Source organism: Pseudomonas sp. PS02302, assembly GCF_029959585.1.
GTDB lineage: Bacteria > Pseudomonadota > Gammaproteobacteria > Pseudomonadales > Pseudomonadaceae > Chryseomonas > Chryseomonas aestiva.
The window spans coordinates 80943-103256 of the sequence record NZ_JASCON010000006.1; the positions used below are offsets into that span (position 1 = coordinate 80943).

Here is a 22314-nt window from a genome sequence, read left to right on the forward strand (position 1 = left end):
CGACTCAACTGGCAGAAAGGGTAGAACGTGCAGTTTTCCGCCGACAGCGACATCTCCGTGGTGGTCACCAGTTGCGGGCGCTTCGACCTGCTGCGGCAGACGCTGGCGACCTTCGACGCATTCAACAGCGCGCCCATCCGCCGCGTCTTCATTACCGAGGACTCCGGTGACGAGGCGGTACGGGACTGCATCCCGGCCCACTGGCGCGAGCACACCGAGTTCATCGTCAACAACCCCAAGCTTGGCCAGATGCGCAGTGTCGACGCCGCCTATGCCCGGGTCGAGACCCGCTGGATCTTCCACTGCGAGGATGACTGGGCCTTCTATCGCCCGGGCTTCATCGAGGACTCCCAGGCGCTGCTGGAGGCCGATCCCCAGGCGCTGCAGGTCTGGCTGCGCAGCCATGCCCATGACCTGGCGATCCACAGCCCCTACGTCTATCTCAAGTCGCGGCAGGTGCATGCCGGTATCGCCTTTTACGAAGTCGGTTCGCACAAGCCCGAATGGCAGGGCTTTTCCTTCAATCCCGGTCTGCGCCGGCGCGCCGACTACCTGCTGCACGCCCCCTACGGCGACCTGAGCGGCGAGAAGGAGCTGTCCCGGCGCTATGCCGACGCCCATCGCCACGCGCTGATCCTGGAAAACGATGCCGTGCTGCACACCGGCTTCGGCCAGCACGTGGTCAGCGACAAGGACCGCAACGACAAGCAGAAGCGGCGGCGGATGGAACGCATCAAACTGGCACTGGCCTTCCTGGTCGGCGCACTCCTGGGAGCCCTGTTGTGGTGACACCCTTGCTCGATCGCCTGCAGCAGAGTCGTTATTTCACCCTGGCGGTGCTGGTGTTCATGGCCGCCTACCTGTGCATCCCCACGGCCAAGTGGATCAACAGCTACTTCTATGCGGCGATCGCCCTGCCGGCGCTGATCCTCTTCGTGCTGCGGCCGCGGCTGATCGACTGGCGCTCGCCGCTGCTGCTGCTCTGGCTGGTGTTTCTCGCCTGGTTCATCGTGCCGGGGGCACGGGCCGAGGAGGGGCAGTTCTTCAAGCACATCCTCTATGTGCTGCTGTTCGTGCTGACCGTGGCCTGCCTGGTGGATGGCGACTTCTTTCGTCGCCCCGGCCTCGTACGCCTGGCCTTCTGGGTGGTCTGCGCCTATGCCGTGGGCTCCAGCCTGGTGTTCTGGCTGACCGGCCACTATGCCGTCGGCCAGCGGGTCATCCACCTGCCGGGACGCATCTCCAATCCCATCTATGTGAGCATCTGGATGGTCTGCCTGGGCGGCCTGGCCGCGCCCACCTGGATCCGCGAGCGGCGCTGGATCGAGTTGCTGGCGGCGGTGGTGGTCAGCATCGTCGGCATCTCCTTTGCCCTGCAGACCCGCACCGGTCTGGTGGGCATCGGCTTCCTGGCCGCCCTCGGCGTGCTGTTTGCCTTTCCACGCTTTCCGCTGCGTACCCTGGCGCTGGTCGTCCTGGTCAGTGCCCTGATCGCCGGAGTGGTCCAGGTGGTGCATACCGAGGCCTGGTTTGTCGCCTTCTGGGGTCGGGCGGATTCCGGACGCATCGAGCTGTTCCACTTCATGATCAAGGACTGGGAGTCCTGCGGCTGGTGGCTGGGCTGCGGCCTGGGTTACCAGAGTCACGACCTGCTGCATGGCACCGAAGCCATCCAGCACCCGCACAACATCTTCGTCTCCTTCGGCATCTACACCGGCCTGGTGTCGCTGCTGATCTTCGGCGTGCTGATGCTGGCCAGCCTGGGCGCGGCCCTGCGCCAGCGTGATCCCTGGGGGCTTTATCTGGCGGTGGCCCTGCTGATGCTCAATTTCGACGGCGCCAAGCTGATCGGCAATCCGGACGAGTTGTGGCCGCTGGTGCTGTTGCCTGCGGCGATGATCGTCGGCGCCGAGGTGCAGCGCCGGCGCAAGCTGGCGCTGGGACAGGCGGTGCCGGTCCAGTCCTGAGCTAGTCCTGCAGCTGCCGGTCGAGTTCGCGCCAGTCCAGGGGCTGGCGACAGGCTTCGGCATAGGCCCTGAGGAAGGGTTCGCGACCGGGCTCGAACAGCCAGTCGCGGTCTTCGTCGTAGCGCAGCAGGTGATGGAAGTTGCGCACCCGCAGGCGCAGCGGCAGACGCCGCGCATGACAGCGCAGATCGGCGATGTCGATCAGCCCCAGTTCGCCGGCGGGGGTCAGCACCACGTTGCCCAGGTGCAGCGAGCGGAAGTAGACGCCGCTGTCGTGCAGCTCGGCGATGAAGCGACCCAGGGCGGGGCGCAGCGCCGCGGCCTCGTCCGAGGTGCGCAGCTGGCGCAGGGTGGCACCCGGCAGCGGGCTGTAGTGCACCAGATCGCGCTGCAGCGAGGCGGCGCGATAGACCTCCAGCACCTGCGGACAGGGAATGCCGCGCTCGGCCAGTTGGCGGGCGTTGTCGGCAAAGCGCTGGGCATAGGGAAACAGCGCCGCCGAGGTCAGCAGCCGCTTGCGGCGAAAGAGCTTGAGATAGCTGCCATCGGTGAGGCGCAGGACCTTGTCGCCATGGTGATCGGCTTCCACTACCTGGGCGGCGTCGCGCAGTTCGAGATAGCGCGAATGTTCGAGAGGCTTCATGCAGGACCCGTCAACGTCAGGGCGTGCATGTTACCCGAAGGTGGCAGGCTGTGAAGTGACCCCTGCGACCTATCCGGTCGCTTGTTGCTAGAATCAGAAATCAGATTTTTGCCGGCAGCTTTACATGCGCCCCACACGTCAACTCCTGTATTTCGTCTACGGCGGTGCCCAGGCCTATCGGCAGGAGCTGAAGTTCAGCCTGCTCAGCGCCCTGTACTGGCGGCAGGGCCAGGACATCGCCCTCCGTATCCTGACCGATCGGCCGCAGGACTACCGCGGCTGGCCGGCGGAAGTCGTGGCCATCGAGGCCGCGACGCTCAGGGAGTGGCAGGGGCAGCACGGCTATCTGCATCGCAGCAAGGCCTGCGCCATCGCCTGGGCCTTGCCGCGGGCCGACAAGACCCTGTTCCTGGATAGCGACACCGTGGTCCAGGCGCCGCTGGCTTCACTATTCGACGGCATCGACAGCGGACGCGGGCTGCTGGACATCGAGGAGTGGCCCTGGCGCAAGGCCCGTACCCGCCCGGAATTCGCCCGCTTCGCGGCGGCCCTGGCCGCGCGTGGCCAGGAGCCGGCGGAAGAGACCCGGCTCTACAACAGCGGCGTCTGCGGTCTGGCGCGGGTCCATCTGCCGCGGGTCGAGCAGGCCATCGCCCTGATCGATGACTGGCATGGCCACGACGAGGAGGTCCATACCCTGGAGCAGATCGCCCTGTCGTTCAGCCTGGCGGATCTGGCCATCGGCGAGGCGCGTGGCCCCGTACGCCACTACTACGCGGAAAAGCGCTTTCTGCACTTCATGCTGGCGCACTTCTTCGAGCGCTATGGCGAGGACTATTCGCCGGCGCTGCAGCAGCACTGGCAGGAGGTACCCCTGACCAAGCCGCTGCCCGATGTCTGGACCCGGTTGCGGGTGAAGTGGCAGCTGGCCGGCCTGGACAAGCAGCGGGCGAGCCTGGGACGCAAGCTGCTCTATGGCTGCCTGGCGCCCCAGGACAGCTATGCCCGTGCCTGTCGCCACGTCTGGTGGGAGCGGGCGCTGAGCGAGCGTCTCGGCGGCGGCGATCGCCAGGCCTTCGCCGAAGGCATCTGGCCCAACGACCTGCCGCGTCCGCACCTGGCCGACGAAGCCGGCGCGGCCCTCGACTATCTGCGCAAGCGGGTGCGCGGCTAGGCCGCGATCCCCAGGAAATTCCATGCGAACGCTCTTTCTCGTCGTCCTCTATGGCTTGCGTCCCGCGGAGTCGGCCACCCTCGACAGCCTGCTGGCCCAGCCCCCGGCCAGCCTGCCGGCCGACAGCGCCCTGCTGGTCTGGAACAACGGCCCCCGGACGCTGGCGGCCGCGGAGCGCCAGGCGCTGCTGGCGGCCCCGGGTTGGACGACGGTCCTGATCGAGGAAGACCTCGGCAATCCGCCCCTGAGTCGGGTCTACAACCAGGCCCTGCGGCTGGGCGCCGAGCGTCTGGTGGTCTTCGACCAGGACAGCGTGGTGGACGGGCGCTTTCTGCAGGCGCTTGGCCAGGACGCCGAATTGCTGGTACCCCTGGTGCAGGGGGCGGGCGCCATCCGCTATCCCCATCAGTACAAGGCGGTGGTGACCGCAGAGGGACCCCTGGATCCCCAGGCCACCGTGACCATCAGTTCGGGCCTGTGCCTGACGCAGGGCCTGGCCGCGCGTATCGCCGCCCGCCACGGCGATGTCTTCGACGAGCGCTTCGCCCTCTATGGCGTGGACGTGTCCTTTTTCCTGCGGGTGCAGGCGCTGGCGCGGAACGAGCCGGTGGAGCTGCTGTGCGCGGGCATCCTCGATCATTCGCTGTCCGAACTGGAAGCGGAAACCCCGGCCCAGCGGCGCTTTCGCGACATCGAGAAGTTCTATGTCGCCCTGCTGCTGCGCCTGCACTACAAGGGCGCCTCGCGCGGCAAGGTGCTGCGCTACCTGGTGCGGCAGCTGCTGGGCAATCGGCCGTATCTGTACGGCGTGCTGCCGCAGATGCTGCGGACCGTCCTCAGCGGGCGGCATCCCCGGGCGTAGCGCCCGGCAGCGGACGGATCACCGCCTCGTGGCGACTGTAGTAGAGGCTGTCGGCGGGAATGTCGCGCATCACCAGGGCGCCGGCGCCGACCACCACGTTGTCGCCGATGGTCAGGTGGTCGCCGACGATGCAGACGTGGGCGCCGAGGCTGACGTTGTCGCCGATGAAGATGCCGACCAGTTGCGCCGGATCATCGCTCTTGATGCCGATGGTGGTGTGCTGGCGGATCATCACGTTGCGGCCGATCACCGCCAGATTGGACACGCAGATGCCCATGCGATGGGGCAGGCGCAGCCCGGGGCCGATACGGGCGCCCAGCAGGATCTCGATATTGTGGCGACGGATCAGCCGGCGATTGATCCGCTCGGCCAGCTTGCGGTAGTTGAGCAGGCCGCGCGGTCGGCAATAGAGGAATTGCGCCAGGCGATACCAGAATAGAAAGCTCGGACTCTCTCCCGCGGTGACGCGCCGGAGCAGACGCTTGAGTCGCAAGGGCTTGCCGGGTGCGTCCAGCACCTCCAGGCGCCAGTAATCCTTGAGTTCGGCGAAGGTGGCGATCAGCGGCGACATGATAGGTGTTCCGGGTCGGGGTAGGGCAAGCCTGGGCTCTGTACGAAAAGTGTCTGCGCTCGGTGATGCTTCGTTGAAAAAGGCATTCGGAATGCTCATTTACCGCTCGTAAACTCCGCTTCTTCAGCCTTTTTCGCCTCGCCTGACCTTCGCTCAACGACTTTTCGTGCAGAGCCTAGCGGAAAATCCCGCCGCTGGGCCGGCGGCGGGTGCGTGTTAACATGGCGCTTTTGCGTCACGACGAGACCATGAGCCAAGACTCCCCTGCGCAGACCTCCAGTCTGAAGATCTATTTCCGCCTGCTCGGCTACGTGCGGCCCTACATCGGCATGTTCGCCCTGAGTATCGTCGGCTTTCTGATCTTCGCCTCCACCCAGCCGATGCTGGCGGGCATCCTCAAGTATTTCGTCGATGGCCTGAACAACCCCAACGCCTCCATGTTCCCGGGCTGGCCCATCGTCGGTGGCCTGCACCTGGTGCAGGCGGTGCCGCTGATGATCATCCTGATCGCCGCCTGGCAGGGGGTCGGTTCCTTTCTCGGCAACTACTTCCTGGCGCGGGTCTCCCTCGGCCTGGTGCACGACCTGCGGGTGGCGCTGTTCAACCACATGCTGCGCCTGCCCAATCGCTACTTCGACGCCAACAACTCGGGTCACCTGATCTCGCGCATCACCTTCAACGTCACCATGGTGACCGGTGCCGCCACCGAGGCGATCAAGGTGGTGATCCGCGAAGGCATGACCGTGGTCTTCCTGTTCGCCTCGCTGCTGTGGATGAACTGGAAGCTGACCCTGGTGATGGTGGCCATCCTGCCGCTGATCGCCCTGATGGTGACCAGCGCCAGTCGCAAGTTCCGCAAGCAGAGCAGCAAGATCCAGTCGGCCATGGGCGACGTCACCCACATCACCTCCGAGGCCATTCAGGGCTATCGGGTGGTGCGCAGCTTCGGCGGCGAGCCCTATGAGCAACGGCGCTTCCTCGACTCCAGCCTGGCCAACACCGACAAGCAGCTGACCATGACCAAGACCGGCGCGGTCTATACGCCGATGCTGCAGCTGGTCATCTATTCCGCCATGGCGGTGCTGATGTTCCTGGTGCTCTGGCTGCGTGGCGAAGCCTCCGCCGGTGACCTGGTGGCCTACATCACCATGGCCGGCCTGCTGCCCAAGCCGATCCGCCAGCTCTCCGAGGTCAGCTCCACCATCCAGCGCGGCGTGGCCGGTGCGGAAAGCATCTTCGAGCAACTCGACGAGCCCGCCGAACGTGACGACGGCCGTGAAGAACGCGAGCACGTTCAGGGGCGCCTGGAAGTACGCAACCTGACCTTCCGCTATCCGGGCACCGACAAGCCGGTGCTGGAAGGCATCGACTTCGTCGCCGAGCCCGGCCAGATGGTGGCCCTGGTGGGCCGTTCGGGCAGCGGCAAGTCGACCCTGGCCAACCTCATCCCGCGGTTCTATCAGCACGGGCAGGGCGAGATCCTCCTCGACGGCCTGGAGATCCAGGACTATCGGCTGACCAACCTGCGCCGGCACATCGCCCTGGTGACCCAGCACGTCACCCTGTTCAACGACAGCGTCACCAACAACATCGCCTATGGCGATCTGGCCGGGGCGCCGATGGAGCAGGTCAGGGCAGCGGCCGAGGCGGCCTATGCCGACGAATTCATCCAGCGCCTGCCGCAGCAGTACGACACCCAGGTCGGCGAGAACGGCGTGCTGCTCTCCGGCGGTCAACGCCAGCGCCTGGCGATCGCCCGGGCGCTGCTGAAGAACGCACCGCTGCTGATCCTCGACGAGGCCACCTCGGCGCTGGACACCGAATCCGAACGCCACATCCAGGCGGCGCTGGACCGGGTCATGCAGGGCCGGACCACCCTGGTGATCGCCCACCGCCTCTCCACCATCGAGAAGGCCGACCTGATCCTGGTGATGGACCATGGTCGCATCGTCGAGCGCGGCAGCCACAGTGAGCTGCTGGCGCTGAACGGCTACTATGCGCGCCTGCACGCCAAGCAATTCGAGGAGGTCGTGCCGCCGGCGCCGACGATCGAATGCTGAATAGATTCCGTTTCTGGCGTGAGCGCGGCTGGACGACCATTTCCGCCGCCGACTACGCCGCCGCCTGGCAGCGCCATGGCGGCAGCGTCGCCAGCCACCCCGAGGTGGTCGACCGGCTGGCCGGACTGGCCGGCATTCCGGTGCGCTACCTGGGCTGGCCTGGCGCGGATGGCCTGCAGGCCGCGGTGCCCTGCTGGGGACGCGAGCTGGCGCTGTCGCGCACGGTGCTCAAGAAGCGCCGCCAGCGTGCCCTGTTCGACCTGGGCAACGCCGAAATCATCCTGCCCGCCGCCCCGGATAGCGCGGCGCCCCTGCGCCAGCGCGCCCGCTATCTGTCGCCCCTGTGCGACGAGCGTTTCGCCGGCCTGCGCCGGCAGAGCGAAGAACTGGCCATGCTTCGCGAGCCGGAAGCCTGGTCGAAGAAATTCCGCTACAACCAGCGTCGCGAGCAGCGCCTGTTCGAAGACGCCGGTGGCCGCGTGGTCCCCGTGGCCGAGCTGGACAGCGCCGAGCAGGCGCGGATCTATGCCGAGCTGTTCGAGGCGCGCTGGGGCTTCGAGGTACCGGGCAAGGCCCGGCTGGCCGAGGTGTTCGGCCTGCTGCGGGAATTCATGACCGGTTCGCTGCTCATGCTCGGCGAACGTCCGGTGGCCATCCAGGTGCTCTATCGGGTTGAAGCGCCCGACTGGATCAGCGTCGAATACGTCAACGGCGGTGTCGATCCCGCTGCTAGCGACCTGAGTCCCGGCAGCGTCCTTACCTATTTGAACACCCAGGCCGCCTGGCAGGATGCCCGCGCCCTCGGCAAGGCGTTGCGCTACTCCTTCGGCCGCGCCGATCGCGACTACAAGGACCGCTGGTGCCACCGCGTCACCGTCTTCGAGAGCTGAGATGACCGCCCGCAAACAAGCCCTGCTCAAACGTCACCGCCGTCACAAGCGGCTGGTCCTGGCGGTCATCGCCGTCGTGCTGCTCGGCTGCCTGGCGCTCGGGCCCTGGTGGAGCGCGCCACTGCTGGCGCTGCTGGTCTGGCTTGGCCACGAGGCCTGGTTCGCCGATCACCTCTTCTATTCGCCGCGCGACAACTACAGCTACCAGTTCCCTGCCGACACCCTGGTGCTGGGGCTGCATCTGGAGCACGGTCGACTGGCCGCGGTGGAGTTGCCGCCGGGCGAGCTGACGCTGTTTCTGGAAGGTCGGCTGCGGGCGGGCTGGCTCGGTCGCCTGCTGGATCCCCAGGTGCGCCTGCGTGCCGGTGATGACACCGATCGCCAGGACTTCGAGCGCGGCGTGGCCGGGCGGCGCTACATCAATCTCAGTGGCTACGCCGAGGCCCTGCGGCGTGGCGAACTGCACCTCTGGACGCGTTTCTGCCGGCTGCAGGGCGAGCTGCGCCTGCACGTCTTCGCCCAGCCGGATCTCCGCAGCAAGAGCGTTATGGTCATCGCGCCCCACGCCGACGACGCCGAACTGGCGGCCTTCGGCCTCTACAGCCAGGCGCGGCAAGCCAGCATCGTCACCCTGACCCAGGGAGAGATCGAGGCCGGGTACTACCAGCGCCTGGGCCTTGATCGCCAGGCCGCGGCCCGGCTCAAGGGACGGCTGCGCACCTGGGACAGCCTGGTCACGCCGCTGTGGGGCGGGGTACCGCCGGAGCGCTGCGTGCAGCTGGGCTACTACTGCCTGCAATTGCCAGCCATGCGCCAGGCGCCGGAAGACACCTTCGGCTCCCGCGAGTCCGGTGACAGCGATGTGCGCAGCGCCCGGCGCCACAATCCCCTGCAACTGCCCGGCGATGTCGACGGCGCCCCCACCTGGCGCAATCTGGTGGCCGATCTGGTGGCCCTGCTGGAGCACTTCCGTCCCGAGGTGGTGGTGCTGCCGCATCCGCAGATCGATCCCCATGCCGATCACGTGGCCAGTACCCAGGCCCTGCGCGAAGCCCTGACCTTGAGCCAGTGGCAGCCCGAACTCGAACTGCTCTACGCCAACCACCTGCACGACAACGACCGCTGGCCCATGGGCCCGGCCGAGGGCGGCATCGCCCTGCCGCCGGCCATTGAGACGCCCGCGCCGCTGGTGCCCTGGAGTCCGTTGCTGACGCCGGAGCAGCGTCTGGACAAGGCCATGGCCCTGGGGTTGCAGCACGACCTGCTGGTGCCGCTGCCGGCGAAGAAACGCCTGCGTCGGGCCATCCAGTGGCTGCTGGCCGGTCGCCGCTGGCCGCGCACCGGCGAAGACGAGTTCTTTCGCAAGGCCGTACGCCGTCACGAGCTGTTCTGGATAGACCGCCGCGACGAGCTCTGAACCCGGCGTCTCCCGCTGGCAGGCGCTTCCGGGACGCCTGGGCCCCTATGCTATGATCGCCGCCATTTTCGCGCTTTGGAGCCTGTCCCTATGAAGCTGACCATGCCTCGCTTCGATCTCGCGCCGGTCCTGGTGGTCGGCGACGTGATGCTCGACCGCTACTGGCACGGCACCACCTCGCGGATCTCGCCCGAGGCACCGGTACCCGTGGTGCGCGTCGACCAGCACGAGGATCGTCCCGGTGGCGCGGCCAACGTCGCCCTCAACATCGCCGCCCTGGGCGCGCCGGCCTATCTGGTCGGCGTCACCGGCCAGGACGAAGCCGCCGATGCCCTCACCGACAGCCTGAGAGCCGCCCATGTGCAGGTGCGCTTCCAGCGCATCGCCCAGCAGCCGACCATCGTCAAGCTGCGCATCATGAGTCGCCATCAGCAACTGATCCGGGTCGACTTCGAAGAGCCCTTCGACACCGATGCCCAGGCACTGGCCTCGGACACCGCCGCCATGCTGGCCGGGGTCAAGGTGCTGGTGCTGTCCGACTATGGCAAGGGCGCCCTGAAGAATCACCAGGCCCTCATCCAGCTGGCCAAGGCGCGCAACATCCCGGTGCTGGCCGATCCCAAGGGCAAGGACTTTTCCATCTATCGCGGCGCCAGCCTGATCACGCCGAATCTCTCCGAATTCGAAGCCATCGTCGGCGTCTGCGCCGACGACGCCGAGCTGGTCGCCAAGGGCAGCGAACTGATGGCGCGCCTGGATCTGGGGGCGCTGCTGGTGACCCGTGGCGAGCACGGCATGACCCTGCTGCGTCCCGCTCAACCGGCCGTGCATCTGCCCGCGCGTGCGCGCGAGGTGTTCGATGTCACCGGCGCGGGCGACACCGTGATCTCCACCCTGGCCGCTGCCCTGGCCGCCGGTGAAGACCTGCCCCAGGCCGTGGGGCTGGCCAACCTGGCTGCCGGCATCGTCGTCGGCAAGCTGGGTACCGCCGCCATCAGCGCTCCAGAGCTGCGGCGCGCGGTGCAGCGTTCGGAAGGCTCCGAGCGCGGCGTCCTGAGCCTGGAACAGCTGCAGCTGGCCATCGAGGACGCCCGCGCCCACGGCGAGAAGATCGTCTTCACCAACGGCTGCTTCGACATCCTCCACGCCGGTCACGTGACCTATCTGGAACAGGCGCGGGCCCAGGGCGATCGCCTGATCGTGGCGGTCAACGACGACGCCTCCGTGACCCGCCTCAAGGGGCCGGGCCGACCGATCAACAGCGTCGACCGGCGCATGGCGGTGCTGGCCGGCCTCGGCGCGGTGGACTGGGTCATCCCCTTCAGCGAGAACACCCCGGAGCGCCTGCTGGAGCAGGTGCGTCCGGATGTGCTGGTCAAGGGTGGCGACTACAAGAGCGTCGAAGAGGTGGTCGGCGCCCAGATCGTGCAGGCCTATGGTGGCGAGGTGCGCATCCTCGGCCTGGTGGAAAACAGCTCCACCACCGCTATCGTCGAGCGGATCCGCAACCGTACCTGAGCGCGGAGTCCCGGGTTAAGCTGGGCGCATAACCGCTACGGAGCTGCGCCATGTCCTCGACGCCCCTGCTGATCCTTGGTACTGCCGTTTCTGCCGCCCCGAACACTGGCCAACCGCTCGGTCATCCGCTCAAGCTGGCCAATCGGCACGGTCTGATCGCCGGCGCCACCGGCACCGGCAAGACCGTAACCCTGCAGCGCCTCGCCGAGGCCTTCAGCGACGCCGGCGTCGCCGTCTTCGCCGCCGACATCAAGGGCGATCTCTGCGGTCTCGGCGCGGCTGGCACGCCCCAGGGCAAGCTGGCCGAGCGCATCGCCGCCCAGGGCCTGCCCTACCAGCCCCGGACCTATCCGGTCACCCTCTGGGACGTCGACGGCAAGCGCGGTCATCCGCTGCGTACCACCCTGAGCGAGATGGGTCCGCTGCTGCTGGGCAACCTGCTGGAGTTGACCGATAGCCAGCAGGCCGCCTTGCACGCCGCCTTCAAGGTGGCCGATCGCGAAGGCCTGCTGCTGCTCGATCTCAAGGACCTCAAGGCCGTCCTCAATCACCTGCGCGAACAGCCCGAGGCCCTGGGCGAAGACCGCGCGCTGTTCGCCGGCGCCTCGGCCCAGGCGCTGCTGCGGCGGCTGGCGACCCTGGAACAGCAGGGCGCCGAGGCCTTCTTCGGCGAGCCGGCGCTGCAACTGGAAGACGTGCTGCGCCCGGAGGCCGACGGTCGCGGACGCATCCATCTGCTCGACGCCAGTCGCCTGGTGCACGAGGCGCCCAAGGTCTATGCCACCTTTCTGATCTGGCTGCTGGCCGAGCTGTTCGAGCAACTGCCCGAGCGCGGCGATGCCGATAAGCCGGTGCTGGCGCTGTTCTTCGACGAGGCCCATCTGCTGTTTGGCGACACCCCCAAGGCCCTGCGCGATCGCCTGGAGCAGGTGGTGCGACTGATCCGCTCCAAGGGCGTCGGCGTCTATTTCGTCACCCAGTCGCCCAGCGACCTGCCGGACGCCATCCTCGCCCAGCTGGGATTGCGCATCCAGCACGGCCTGCGCGCCTTCACCGCCCGGGAGCAGAAGGCCCTGCGCGCGGTGGCCGACGGCTTCCGGCCCAATCCGGCGTTCGACAGCCTGCAGGTGCTGACCGAGCTGGGCATCGGTGAAGCCCTGGTGGGCAGCCTGGAAGACAAGGGCACACCGGCGATGGTCCAGCGCGTGGCCATCGCCCCGCCGCAATCCCGGGTCGGCCCGCTGAGCGAAGCCGAGCGCCAGACGCTGATCCGCGAGTCGCCCCAGGCGGGTCGCTATGACCGGGCCGTGGATCGCGAATCGGCCTACGAGATTCTGCGCGAGCGTCAGGCCGAGCGGGTACCGGCCGAGGCGCCGGCACCGGAAAAGAAGGCCGGGGAGGGCGGTGCGCTCGGCGATCTGGTAGGCCAACTCGCGGGAAATGCACTCAGGAGCGCGGCACGCCAGGCGGCCAATCAGCTCGGACGGCAGCTGGTTCGGGGGCTGCTTGGCTCCCTGCTGGGTGGCAAGCGCCGCTAGCCGGACCGCAGGCAAAAAAAGACCCCGCCTGGGCGGGGTCCTTGCGCTTCACGCAGTCATTACATGCGCGGGGCGACGGGGTTGGCGTCGTTGGAGATGGTCACTTCCACGCGACGGTTCAGGGCGCGGTCGGAGGCGTTGCTGTTGCTGGCCACCGGGAAGGCCTTGCCATAGCCACGGGTCTGGATGCGGCTCGGCTCGACGCCGGCGCTGACCAGGGCGGTCTGGATGGCCTGGGCGCGACGCTCGGACAGCTGCTGGTTGTAGGAGTCGCTGCCGACGCTGTCGGTGTAACCCTCGACGATCACCTTGCGCTCGGGATTCTGCTTCAGGTAATCGGCCAGCTTCTGAGCATTGGCGTAGCCCTGGGGCTTGAGTTCGGCCTTGTTGAAGTCGAACAGCACGTTGCCGAAGGTCACCACGGTGCCGCGCTCGGTCTGCTTGGCCTGCAGGGCATCCTGCAGCTGCTTGAGCTGGGCGGTACGGGCGTCCAGGCGAGCCTGGGTGCGCTCGGCGTCGACATTCTGCATCTGGGCTTCGGTCATGCGCAGCTTGATGGTCTGCATGGCCGTCTGGATGCGCTGGTTGGTCAGGTAGGCCAGTTGGTCGACGGTCTTCTCGTTTTCACCGTCCTTGTAGGCCTTCTCGGTCTTCTGCAGCCAGGCACCGGCGTCCTTGGTTTCCAGGGCGGCCAGTTGCGCGGCCTGGGGCTGGGATTCCAGCGCCGAATAGTCGGACTTGGCCTGTTCCAGATTCGGGTTAGGCGGCGTGGAGCAGGCGGCCAGGGCCAGGCTGAGCAGCGACACGGCAGGGATCAGAATGTGTTTACGCATGATTGTCGTCCTTTGAATTCGTGAAGGGAGGAAAGGGGCGGTCGCTTACTGCTGGACCTTCTTCTGCAGGTTCTGCTGGAGCTGCAGGTTGATCTGACCTTCCTCACGGATCTGCTGGATGCTGTTCTGGGCATCCTTGAGTGCAGCGTCGGCCTTGGCGGCCTGGGTCTTGCGGGTGGCCAGGCGAGCATCCCACTCGGCCTGTTCGGCCAGTTGCTTGGCTTCGTCGTACTTCTCGTTGGAGAGGGCAGTCTGGGCCTGGGTCCACTTGTCCTGGGCCGACTTGGTCTCGATCGGGGCGAACTGGTTGCCGCCGCCGCTCACGGCCTCGTTGACGGCGGACTGGGTCACGGCCATCTGCGCAGTCGGCGGATTGCCGGCGCAACCGGCCAGCAACAGCGAGCTGCCCAGGGCAAGGGCTGCAAGTTTCAGGGTGCAGGCTTTGGAAAGGGACTTTTGGGCAGTGGCACTCTTCATGGATTCAAGCTCCGTTGTTGATCCGAAAAGCGCGCCGCCGGCACGGGCAGGGCGGGCGCCTGGTCAGGTGAAAGCCGCACGTGGAAGCAAGTCCGATCCGTCCCCAAGGGGCCGTGACGGGTACTGGTAACCAGCCCTCGTCCAGCGCTGCGGTCTGACTCTGTGACCGCTCATCCGGCAAAAATGTTCACTGGCTATCGAATTTCGCCGTGCGCGGAGGCCCTTGGCAGAGCGGTAGCGGCGTAGGTAAAGCTGCAGGTCGACGCTAGCCGGCCGTTTCGGACTGCAGGCGATGCAGGTGCTTGCGCGCCAGTTCGAGGAAACGCGGGGTCGTGCCGGCATCGGCATAGAGGGGATCGCCGAGTTCATCGGTGGCCACCACTTCCTCGCCCTGCACATAGGGGAAACTGGCTTCCAGTTCTTCGAAGGCGGCCGCCAGCAACTCGCCGAGCAGGGCTTCGGGCGTGCGTTGGGGATAGAGTTCGCAGAGCGCCTCGAGACGGGCCGCGGTCTCGACTTCCAGGTCGAGGCGGTAGCTGCGGGTGGGGCTGGAGGTGGTGGCCTGCTGCTCCCATTGGTGAGCGAGTTCGCGAATCTTCATGAGCATCTCCCGTGGCTTAGGCAAAGGTCGGATATTCAGGTTGAGCGAGGCTGGGCACCCTGCAACAGCCGGGGCTTGCAACCGTGACAGCAGGGTGCTGTCCTCTGCGCTAGACCGCAGCGGTTGCCGTGAGGTCCGAACCGGTACTTTCGAGGAGCACGAGATGGTGGAAATCGACGTTCGCCTGCGCGAGCAGGTGCGGTTGCTGGGCGATCTGCTGGGGCAGACCATCGCCGACCAGCATGGCGCGGCTTTTCTCGACAAGATCGAGCGGATCCGCAAGGGCGCCAAGGCCGCTCGTGGCGGCTCCGCGGAGGGTGCCCGCCAACTGGGCGACACCCTGGATACCCTGGCCGAAGACGAGCTGCTGCCAGTGGCGCGGGCCTTCAGCCATTTTCTCAACCTGGCCAACATCGCCGAGGAATATCACCGGGTCAGACGGCGCACCGAAGACGAGCCGCCGCCCTTCGAGCAGCAGGTGCTGCCGGAATTGCTGGAGCGCCTGGGCGCGGCCGGGCATTCCGCTCAGGCGCTGGCCGAGCGGGTCGCGGCGCTGGACATCGATCTGGTGCTGACCGCCCACCCCACCGAGGTTTCCCGGCGCACCCTGATCCAGAAATACGACGAGATCAGCGCGCAACTGGCGGCCCTCGATCATCGCGACCTGACCGCTACCGAGGTGGCCGCCATCGAGGCACGGTTGCGCCGGCTGATCGCCGAGGCCTGGCACACCGAGGAGATCCGCCGCCAGCGCCCGACGCCGGTGGATGAAGCCAAGTGGGGCTTCGCGGTGATCGAGAATTCGCTCTGGCAGGCGATACCCAGTCTGCTGCGCAAGCTGGATGCCGGCCTGCAGCAACGCACCGGCCAGCGGTTGCCGCTGACGGCGGCGCCGGTGCGCTTCTCGTCCTGGATGGGGGGCGACCGCGACGGCAATCCCAATGTCACCGCCGCCATCACCCGCGAGGTGCTCCTGCTGGCGCGCTGGATGGCCGCCGATCTCTACCTGCGCGATGTCGACCGGCTCGCCGCCGAGTTGTCCATGCAGGCGGCGAGTCCGGCCCTGCGTGAGCAGGCCGGCGATCACCCGGAACCCTATCGCAAGGTGCTCAAGGTGCTGCGCGAACGGCTGCAGATCACCCGCAGCTGGGCGGCCCATGCCATCACCGATCCCCATGCCGGCGCCCGCCATGTCCTCAGCGACAACGCCGAGCTGATCGCGCCGCTGCAGCTGTGCTACGACTCCCTGCAGCGCTGCGGCCTGGGGGTCATCGCCGACGGCTCCCTGCTCGATACCCTGCGCCGGGCCCGCACCTTCGGCCTCTATCTGGTGCGTCTGGACATCCGCCAGGACGCCGCGCGCCATGCCGCGGCCCTGGCCGACATCTGCCGCTACCTGGACCTGGGCGACTATGCCGCCTGGAGCGAGGAGCAGCGCCTGGAATTCCTCCGCGGCGAATTGGCCAGTCGGCGGCCCCTGCTGCCGGTGGACGCCGAGCTGGAGGCCGATACCCGGGAGGTGCTCGCCACCTGCCGCGTCATCGCCGCCTCGCCGCCCGACGCCCTGGGTTCCTATGTCATCTCCATGGCCGGCGCGGCGTCCGACGTGCTGGCCGTGCAGCTGCTGCTGCGCGAGTGCGGGGTGCGGCAGCCGATGCGCGTGGTGCCGCTGTTCGAGACCCTCGACGATCTGGATCACGCCGGTACGGCCATCGCCAGCCTGCTCGACCTGCCCGACTATCGTGCGCGTCTGGCCGGTCCCCAGGAGGTCATGATCGGCTATTCCGACTCGGCCAAGGACGCCGGCACCCTGGCGGCGGCCTGGGCTCAGTACCGTGCCCAGGAAGCCCTGGTGGACATCTGCGCCAGCCGTGGCGTCGAACTGCTGCTGTTCCATGGCCGTGGCGGCACCGTGGGGCGGGGCGGTGGCCCGGCTCACGCGGCCATCCTCTCGCAACCGCCGGGCTCGGTGGCCGGGCGCTTCCGCACCACCGAACAGGGCGAGATGATCCGCTTCAAGTTCGGTCAGCCGGCCATCGCCGAGCAGAATCTGGCGCTGTACCTGGGCGCGGTGCTGGAGGCCACCCTGTTGCCGCCACCGGCACCCGAACCAGCCTGGCGCGAGCAGATGGATCGCCTCGCCCGCGACAGTCTGCAGGCCTATCGCGGGGTGGTGCGCGAGGATCCGCATTTCGTCAGCTATTTCCGGCAGGCCACGCCCGAGCAGGAGCTGGGCCGGTTGCCCCTGGGCAGTCGTCCGGCCAAGCGCCGCGAAGGCGGCGTGGAAAGCCTCAGGGCCATTCCCTGGATCTTTGCCTGGACCCAGACCCGGCTGATGCTGCCGGCCTGGCTCGGCTGGGAAAGGGCGCTGGAAGAAGCCGAGCGCCGGGGTGAATCGCCGCTTTTGCGCGAGATGCGCGAGCGCTGGCCGTTCTTCCAGACGCGTATCGACATGCTGGAAATGGTGCTGGCCAAGGCCGAGGCCGAACTGGCGCGGCTCTATGACCAACGCCTGGTGGAAGCCGATCTGCAGGTGCTCGGCAGCCAGTTGCGCGAGCGGCTGCGCCAGGCCGGGGTGGCGGTCCTGCGCCTGACCGGGCAGGCCGAATTGCTCGAGCACCATCCGGAAACCCTGGTGTTCATTGCCGTGCGCAACACCTATCTCGATCCGCTGCATCTCTTGCAGATCGAGTTGCTGGCCCGGGCGCGAGCGGCGGGCGAAAGCCAGCCGGCCGCACTCGATCAGGCCCTGCTGGTAAGCGTGGCCGGGATCGCCGCCGGACTGCGCAATACCGGTTGAACAGACTGTCGCTTTTGCCGGGGTTCGGCGTCGTCTGGACGGCCCCGGCACCTGCGACGCTTGGTAACTTGTGCGGCCAGGGGGCGCTGTGTATGGTTGGTCCCTTTGGCCGTCTCGTGTCGTCGACAACAATCATCGCGACAGCGCCCTATGCGGGCTGCCAGTCCGAGACCATTCTAAGGAGCAACAGATGCGCGTAATCCTGCTGGGAGCGCCCGGTGCCGGCAAAGGTACTCAGGCCCGGTTCATCACTGAGAAATTCGGCATTCCGCAGGTTTCCACCGGCGACATGCTGCGTGCCGCGGTCAAGGCCGGCACGCCCCTGGGCCTGCAGGTCAAGGACATCATGGACAACGGCGGCCTGGTCTCCGACGAGATCATCATCGCCCTGATCAGCGAACGCATCCTCGACGCCGATTGCGCCAAGGGATTCCTGTTCGACGGCTTCCCGCGCACCATTCCCCAGGCCGAGGCCCTCGAAGCCGCGGGCGTCAAGATCGACCACGTGCTGGAAATCGCCGTCGATGACGAGGAAATCGTCCAGCGCCTGTCCGGTCGCCGCGTGCACCCGGGTTCGGGTCGCGTCTATCACGTCGAGCACAATCCGCCGAAGGTCGCCGACACCGACGACCTGACCGGCGAGCCGCTGGTACAGCGCGAAGACGACCGCGAAGCCACCATTCGCAAGCGTCTGGACCTCTATCATTCCCAGACCAAGCCGCTGGTGGATTTCTACCAGAAGCTGGGCGCCGCCCAGGGCACGCCGAAGTGCAGCCGCATCGAGGGCGTGGGTTCGGTGGATGCCATCACCGCCAAGGTGCTGCAGGCCCTGAACTAAACGCCGGTAACGGCCGCCTGTGCCTGCAGGCGGTCCGGTCAAGGCGCCGCCCTGGCGTCATGACCGATGGGCGGGTCCCCTCGCGTCCCGTCTTCCTCTAGAATGCGCAGCCCTTTTCCTCGTCGCGGATTCGCCCCCATGTCCATCCTGCTCGCCCTCGACACCGCCACCGAAGCCTGTTCGGTCGCCTTGCATCTGGGCGACGAGATCATCCATCGCTACGAGATCGCGCCACGTCTGCATGCCCAGCGGGTACTGCCCATGGTGCAGGAGCTGTTGGCCGAAACCGGTCTGAGTCTGGTGCAGGTGGACGCCATCGCCTTCGGTCGCGGTCCCGGCGCCTTCACCGGCGTGCGGATCGCCATCGGCGTGGTGCAGGGCCTGGCCTTCGGCCTGGACCGGCCAGTGCTGCCGGTGTCCAATCTGGCGATCATCGCCCAGCGCGCCTGGCGCGAGCGCGGCGTGACCCAGGTGGCCGCCGCCATCGACGCGCGCATGGACGAGGTCTACTGGGGCTGCTATCGCCTCGACGAAGCGGCCATGGTGCTGGCCGGGGCGGAAGCCGTGCTGGCGCCCGAGGCCGTTGGCCTGCCGGCTGCCGCCACCGGAGACTGGTTCGGTGCCGGCACCGGCTGGGGTTACGGCGATCGCATGGCCGTGCGCCTGACCGAGCGGGATGCCAGCCTGTTGCCCCATGCGCAGGATCTGGCGGTGCTGGCGGCCACGGCCTGGCAGCGCGGCGAAGCCGTGTCGGCCGAATCCGAAGCGGCGCAACCCGTCTATCTGCGTGATCGGGTCGCCACTCCCAAGCAGTCGGTCTGACGTCAGGAAACCCGGCGTAATAGTCTGACGTCCAAGCCGTATATGCCGCTCGTCCGCCGGTCGCGACGGGCGTCCGGCCCTTGATTGTCATAGCTTTCGACCCTACTTACAGTAGTGCCATCCGTTCGGGACCTGCCATGCGCATTGACAGCGGCTATTCCTCCTCTGCTTATCCCCTGAATCGTTCCTCGCGCGCGGTCACGCCCGTACGCGAGGTGGCGAAGGACGAGGACGCCCGTCAGAACGCCATCGCCCGCGAGGCCACGGGTAATCCCCGGCCCGACGTCGCGCCCGTGCGCCGCGTCGAGGCGGCCGCGGCGACCGATACCGGCAACGGCGGTGGCAATGGCCTGGTGCTCAGCGAGCGGGAAGGGCGCTTTGCCAGTCAGCTCACCGCGCGTGCGCAACAGGCGCTGGCCAGCTACGGCAGCACCGCCGCCCTCGGCGCCGAGCCGGACGGCTCCTCCAGCGTCGTGGGTCTCGATCTCTACGCCTGATGCTGCCGTACTTTCTCGGCTGCCCCTCCTGGAACGACAACGCCTGGCGTGAAAGCCTCTATCACGGCCTGCGCCCGGGTGATTTCCTGCCGCGCTACGCCCAGGTGTTCAATGCCGTGGAAGGCAATACCACCTTCTATGCCTGGCCCGCGGCGGACACCATCCGCCGCTGGGCCGAGCTGATGCCTGCCGACTTCCGCTTCTGCGCCAAGTTTCCCCGCGACATCAGCCATGCCGAGGATCTGCGCGTGCAACTCGCCAGCGCGCGCACCTTTCTCGACTTGCTGGCGCCCCTGGGCGAGCGGGCCAGTCCGCTGTGGCTGCAGCTGCCCGCCGGCTTCGGGCCCGATCGGCTCAAGGAACTGCAGGTCTTTCTCTCGGCCATGGCGCCGCGTTGCGCCCTGGCCGTGGAGGTCCGGCACCTGGCCTTTTTTGACAAGGGCGAGTCCGAGCGGGCCTTGAACCGCCTGCTCATGGACCTGGGCGTGGAGCGCGTCGGCCTGGATTCGGCTGCCCTGTTCAGCGCCGATCCGAGCGAGCCGGCCGTGCGCCTGGCCCAGGCCAAGAAGCCGCGGGTACCGGCGCGTGCTCTGGCGTTCAGCGAGCATCCCCAGGTGCGCTTCATCGGCCGCCTGGAGCTGGCCGCCAACGACTATTACCTGGCCAAGTGGGTCACCCGGGTAGCCGACTGGATCGAGGCGGGCAAGGTGCCCTATGTCTTCCTGCACACCCCAGACAACCGCCAGGCGCCCGAGCTGGCCCTGAGATTCCACGCCCAGCTGCGCGAACGCCTGCCCGGCTTGCCGGCGTTACCCGAGTTGAGCACCGCCGACACCGAACAACTCGGCCTGCTCTAGTCCGCGCCCTCCACCGCGATACGTTTGGCGACGTTTTCGCCGGCATTCCCGTGGTCCGCTCCGGTCAGATGAAGTCTCTGCTTGACGATCCTCTTCGGCGCACCGCATGAAAGCCAGACACCTGCTCGGTCTCGTCATCCTGCTCTATGGCGGTCTGCACACCGCCTTTGACCAGGGTTGGCTGCGTATTCCGCCGGCCTACAACCCCTGGGCGCCGCTGGACATCCAGGCACCCACCAATGCCGTCACCCGACTCAAGCTCTGGCGCCTGCAGGCCGATGCCGACTATTGCGCGGCGTCCCTGGCCACCTCGGCGCTCAACTATCGCGAATTGCGCGGCAATGCCGGTTCGGCCGACTGCCCGCTGGAGCGGACGGTGCGCATCCAGCGCGGCGAAGGGGTAAGGCTCAGCGGCAGCTTCCTCGCCAGCTGTCCCCTGGCGGTGAGCTTCGCGCTGTTCGAGCGGCAGGCCCTGCAGCCGGCGGCCGAAGCCGTCTATGGCCAGCGGGTGGCCGAAGTGGAGCACTACGGCAGCTTTGCCTGCCGCAACATCTATGGCCGCGCCAGCGGCCGGCGCAGTCAGCACGCCACCGCCAACGCCCTGGACATCGCCGGACTGCGCCTGGCCGATGGCCGCCGCATCAGCGTGGCGCGGGACTGGAACGGCGATCCCCAGGCCCGGCGCTTCCTGCGCCTGGTACGCGATGGGGCCTGCCGGTCCTTCAATACCACCCTGGGACCGGACTACAACGCGGCGCACCGCGATCATTTCCATGTCGACATGGGTGGCTTTCGCGTCTGCCGGTAGAATGGCCGGTCCTTTCGCCAGCGAGTCCCCCATGTCCACCGCCCGCCCCGCGCTTATCGTCGAAGCCCTGGAACCTGCCTTCACCGAGGCTGCTGCTGCCTGGGCCGCGCGCCTTGACCTGCCCCTGGGCACCGCCACGACCGAGGAGTTCGCCCTGCAGGTCGGTGCTCAGGGCCTGCAGCTGGTGCAGCGCGGCCCGGATGCACCGGGTCCGGTACGGGTGGACTTCGTCGAGGGCGCGGCGGCGCACAGACGCAAGTTCGGCGGTGGCGCCGGCCAGATGATCGCCAAGGCGGTCGGGGTCGGACCCGGCGTGCGCCCGCGCGTGCTCGACGCCACCGCGGGTCTGGGCCGCGACGCCTTCGTGCTGGCGACCCTGGGCTGCATGGTGACGCTGGTCGAGCGCCAGCCGCTGATCGCCGCCCTGCTCGAAGACGGCCTCGCCCGCGCCGCGCGGGATCATGAAGCGGCCGGCATCGCCGCCCTGATGACCCTGGTGCCGGCCGATTCCACCGCCTACCTGCAAGGCGGGGAAGGCGAGGCGCCCGAGGTGATCTATCTGGATCCCATGTTCCCGCATCGCGACAAGAGCGCCCTGGTGAAGAAGGAGATGCGCCTGTTCCGGCCGCTGGTGGGCGACGACCTGGACGCCCCGGCGCTGCTGGCCGCGGCCCTGGCCCGCGCGAGTCACCGGGTGGTGGTCAAGCGTCCGCGCAAGGCGCCGGCCATCGAGGGCGTGAAGCCGGGCTATGTGCTGGAGGGCAAGTCCAGCCGCTACGACATCTATCCGAAGAAGAGCTTCAAGTCCTCCTAGAGCAGCTGACAACCCTACTGCGCGTCCGCCAGGCGGGCGCGTGCAGTGCTCGGAATCCTCATGTACCGCTCGTACACTCGAGCGCCAGCCCGGTGCGGTTCCTGCGCGCCGCGCGCACCCGCCTGACAGCCGCTCGCTACGCTTTGTTAGCCGCTCAGAACGAAAGCGCCCGCGGGCGGAAGGACTCCGGCCGCGGGCGCTGGTGTCACCGACTTCAGACGGTCGCGGGCTTGGGCGCGCGCCGCTTGCGCCAGGCACGGTAGAAGGGCAGGGCCACCATCAGGATGCAGACGATCCAGATGACCTGGCTGATGCCGCTCTGCCAGA

The 22314-nt window shown here is 67.6% G+C and carries 21 protein-coding genes and 1 other RNA gene; 17 read left to right on the plus strand and 5 right to left on the minus strand.

What is annotated here, in order from left to right; genetic code table 11:
- The first annotated feature begins 27 nt into the window (after nucleotides 1-27).
- Both QMX82_RS03820 and QMX82_RS03825 read left to right on the plus strand, forming a co-directional pair.
- The gene (locus QMX82_RS03820; protein WP_208694148.1) at nucleotides 28-789 is read left to right on the plus strand and encodes a glycosyltransferase family 2 protein; all 762 of its coding nucleotides are present in this window, start codon (nucleotides 28-30) and stop codon (nucleotides 787-789) included.
- A gap of 5 nt (nucleotides 790-794) precedes the next feature.
- On the plus strand, nucleotides 795-1967 hold the full coding sequence (locus tag QMX82_RS03825; RefSeq protein ID WP_222613579.1) for an O-antigen ligase family protein: 1173 nt from the start codon (nucleotides 795-797) through the stop codon (nucleotides 1965-1967).
- A 1-nt stretch (nucleotide 1968) separates the two neighbouring features.
- Here QMX82_RS03825 and QMX82_RS03830 read toward each other — a convergent pair whose 3' ends face one another.
- Nucleotides 1969-2610 (minus strand): lipopolysaccharide kinase InaA family protein, encoded by a 642-nt coding sequence (locus QMX82_RS03830; protein ID WP_282281299.1) that lies wholly within the window; start codon nucleotides 2608-2610, stop codon nucleotides 1969-1971.
- Between the two features lie 124 nt (nucleotides 2611-2734).
- Between QMX82_RS03830 and QMX82_RS03835 the strand changes: the two genes are divergently transcribed.
- A complete protein-coding gene (locus QMX82_RS03835) occupies nucleotides 2735-3784 on the plus strand; it encodes a hypothetical protein (protein WP_282281300.1) in 1050 nt (349 codons plus the stop codon).
- 22 nt (nucleotides 3785-3806) lie between these two features.
- Nucleotides 3807-4646, plus strand: coding sequence for a hypothetical protein (locus tag QMX82_RS03840; protein ID WP_208694152.1), 840 nt, complete (start codon nucleotides 3807-3809; stop codon nucleotides 4644-4646).
- Here QMX82_RS03840 and QMX82_RS03845 read toward each other — a convergent pair.
- On the minus strand, nucleotides 4621-5217 hold the full coding sequence (locus QMX82_RS03845) for a serine acetyltransferase (RefSeq protein WP_282281301.1): 597 nt from the start codon (nucleotides 5215-5217) through the stop codon (nucleotides 4621-4623). The genes QMX82_RS03840 and QMX82_RS03845 overlap by 26 nt on opposite strands.
- A gap of 248 nt (nucleotides 5218-5465) precedes the next feature.
- Here QMX82_RS03845 and msbA point away from each other — a divergent pair, with 248 nt between their 5' ends.
- The 5 genes from msbA to QMX82_RS03870 all read left to right on the plus strand — a co-directional run bounded on the left by msbA (nucleotide 5466) and on the right by QMX82_RS03870 (nucleotide 12640).
- Nucleotides 5466-7277, plus strand: a complete 1812-nt coding sequence (msbA, locus tag QMX82_RS03850; RefSeq protein WP_282281302.1) for a lipid A export permease/ATP-binding protein MsbA — start codon at nucleotides 5466-5468, stop codon at nucleotides 7275-7277.
- Nucleotides 7271-8167, plus strand: coding sequence for a GNAT family N-acetyltransferase (locus QMX82_RS03855; RefSeq protein ID WP_208694155.1), 897 nt, complete (start codon nucleotides 7271-7273; stop codon nucleotides 8165-8167). The genes msbA and QMX82_RS03855 overlap by 7 nt, the downstream gene beginning before the upstream one ends.
- Nucleotide 8168: 1 nt before the next feature.
- Entirely contained in the window at nucleotides 8169-9584 is a 1416-nt protein-coding gene (locus QMX82_RS03860) for a PIG-L deacetylase family protein (protein ID WP_282281303.1), read from the plus strand.
- Nucleotides 9585-9674: 90 nt separating this feature from the next.
- Nucleotides 9675-11102 (plus strand): bifunctional D-glycero-beta-D-manno-heptose-7-phosphate kinase/D-glycero-beta-D-manno-heptose 1-phosphate adenylyltransferase HldE, encoded by a 1428-nt coding sequence (hldE, locus tag QMX82_RS03865; RefSeq protein ID WP_208694157.1) that lies wholly within the window; start codon nucleotides 9675-9677, stop codon nucleotides 11100-11102.
- A gap of 50 nt (nucleotides 11103-11152) precedes the next feature.
- Nucleotides 11153-12640 (plus strand): helicase HerA-like domain-containing protein, encoded by a 1488-nt coding sequence (locus tag QMX82_RS03870; protein WP_208694158.1) that lies wholly within the window; start codon nucleotides 11153-11155, stop codon nucleotides 12638-12640.
- Nucleotides 12641-12699: 59 nt separating this feature from the next.
- Here the strand turns inward: QMX82_RS03870 and QMX82_RS03875 are convergent, their stop codons facing one another.
- The 3 genes from QMX82_RS03875 to QMX82_RS03885 form a co-directional block, all read right to left on the minus strand.
- Complete coding sequence (locus tag QMX82_RS03875) at nucleotides 12700-13473, minus strand: OmpA family protein (RefSeq protein WP_208694159.1); 774 nt, start codon at nucleotides 13471-13473, stop codon at nucleotides 12700-12702.
- A 45-nt stretch (nucleotides 13474-13518) separates the two neighbouring features.
- On the minus strand, nucleotides 13519-13950 hold the full coding sequence (locus QMX82_RS03880; RefSeq protein WP_133862970.1) for a DUF4398 domain-containing protein: 432 nt from the start codon (nucleotides 13948-13950) through the stop codon (nucleotides 13519-13521).
- A 265-nt stretch (nucleotides 13951-14215) separates the two neighbouring features.
- On the minus strand, nucleotides 14216-14551 hold the full coding sequence (locus QMX82_RS03885) for a pilin assembly protein (protein ID WP_208694160.1): 336 nt from the start codon (nucleotides 14549-14551) through the stop codon (nucleotides 14216-14218).
- Nucleotides 14552-14714: 163 nt separating this feature from the next.
- Here QMX82_RS03885 and ppc point away from each other — a divergent pair, with 163 nt between their 5' ends.
- The 8 genes from ppc (at nucleotide 14715) to QMX82_RS03925 (ending at nucleotide 22139) form a co-directional block, all read left to right on the plus strand.
- Entirely contained in the window at nucleotides 14715-17351 is a 2637-nt protein-coding gene (ppc, locus tag QMX82_RS03890) for a phosphoenolpyruvate carboxylase (protein WP_282281304.1), read from the plus strand.
- A 190-nt stretch (nucleotides 17352-17541) separates the two neighbouring features.
- Nucleotides 17542-18189: an adenylate kinase gene (adk, locus tag QMX82_RS03895; RefSeq protein WP_133862967.1), complete on the plus strand. Its 648-nt coding sequence runs from the start codon at nucleotides 17542-17544 to the stop codon at nucleotides 18187-18189.
- A gap of 138 nt (nucleotides 18190-18327) precedes the next feature.
- Nucleotides 18328-19011 (plus strand): tRNA (adenosine(37)-N6)-threonylcarbamoyltransferase complex dimerization subunit type 1 TsaB, encoded by a 684-nt coding sequence (tsaB, locus tag QMX82_RS03900; protein ID WP_282281305.1) that lies wholly within the window; start codon nucleotides 18328-18330, stop codon nucleotides 19009-19011.
- A gap of 137 nt (nucleotides 19012-19148) precedes the next feature.
- Nucleotides 19149-19508, plus strand: a complete 360-nt coding sequence (locus QMX82_RS03905; protein WP_282281306.1) for a hypothetical protein — start codon at nucleotides 19149-19151, stop codon at nucleotides 19506-19508.
- Nucleotides 19508-20365 carry a DUF72 domain-containing protein gene (locus tag QMX82_RS03910; protein ID WP_133862964.1) on the plus strand — a complete coding sequence of 286 codons (858 nt, stop codon included), beginning with the start codon at nucleotides 19508-19510 and terminating at the stop codon, nucleotides 20363-20365. Before QMX82_RS03905 ends, QMX82_RS03910 begins: the two co-directional genes overlap by 1 nt.
- Nucleotides 20366-20471: 106 nt before the next feature.
- Nucleotides 20472-21173 (plus strand): extensin-like domain-containing protein, encoded by a 702-nt coding sequence (locus QMX82_RS03915; RefSeq protein WP_208694165.1) that lies wholly within the window; start codon nucleotides 20472-20474, stop codon nucleotides 21171-21173.
- 31 nt (nucleotides 21174-21204) lie between these two features.
- The gene (locus tag QMX82_RS03920; protein ID WP_282281307.1) at nucleotides 21205-21987 is read left to right on the plus strand and encodes a class I SAM-dependent methyltransferase; all 783 of its coding nucleotides are present in this window, start codon (nucleotides 21205-21207) and stop codon (nucleotides 21985-21987) included.
- 60 nt (nucleotides 21988-22047) lie between these two features.
- Nucleotides 22048-22139, plus strand: a non-coding RNA gene (locus QMX82_RS03925) — sX9 sRNA.
- Nucleotides 22140-22314: the final 175 nt, after the last annotated feature.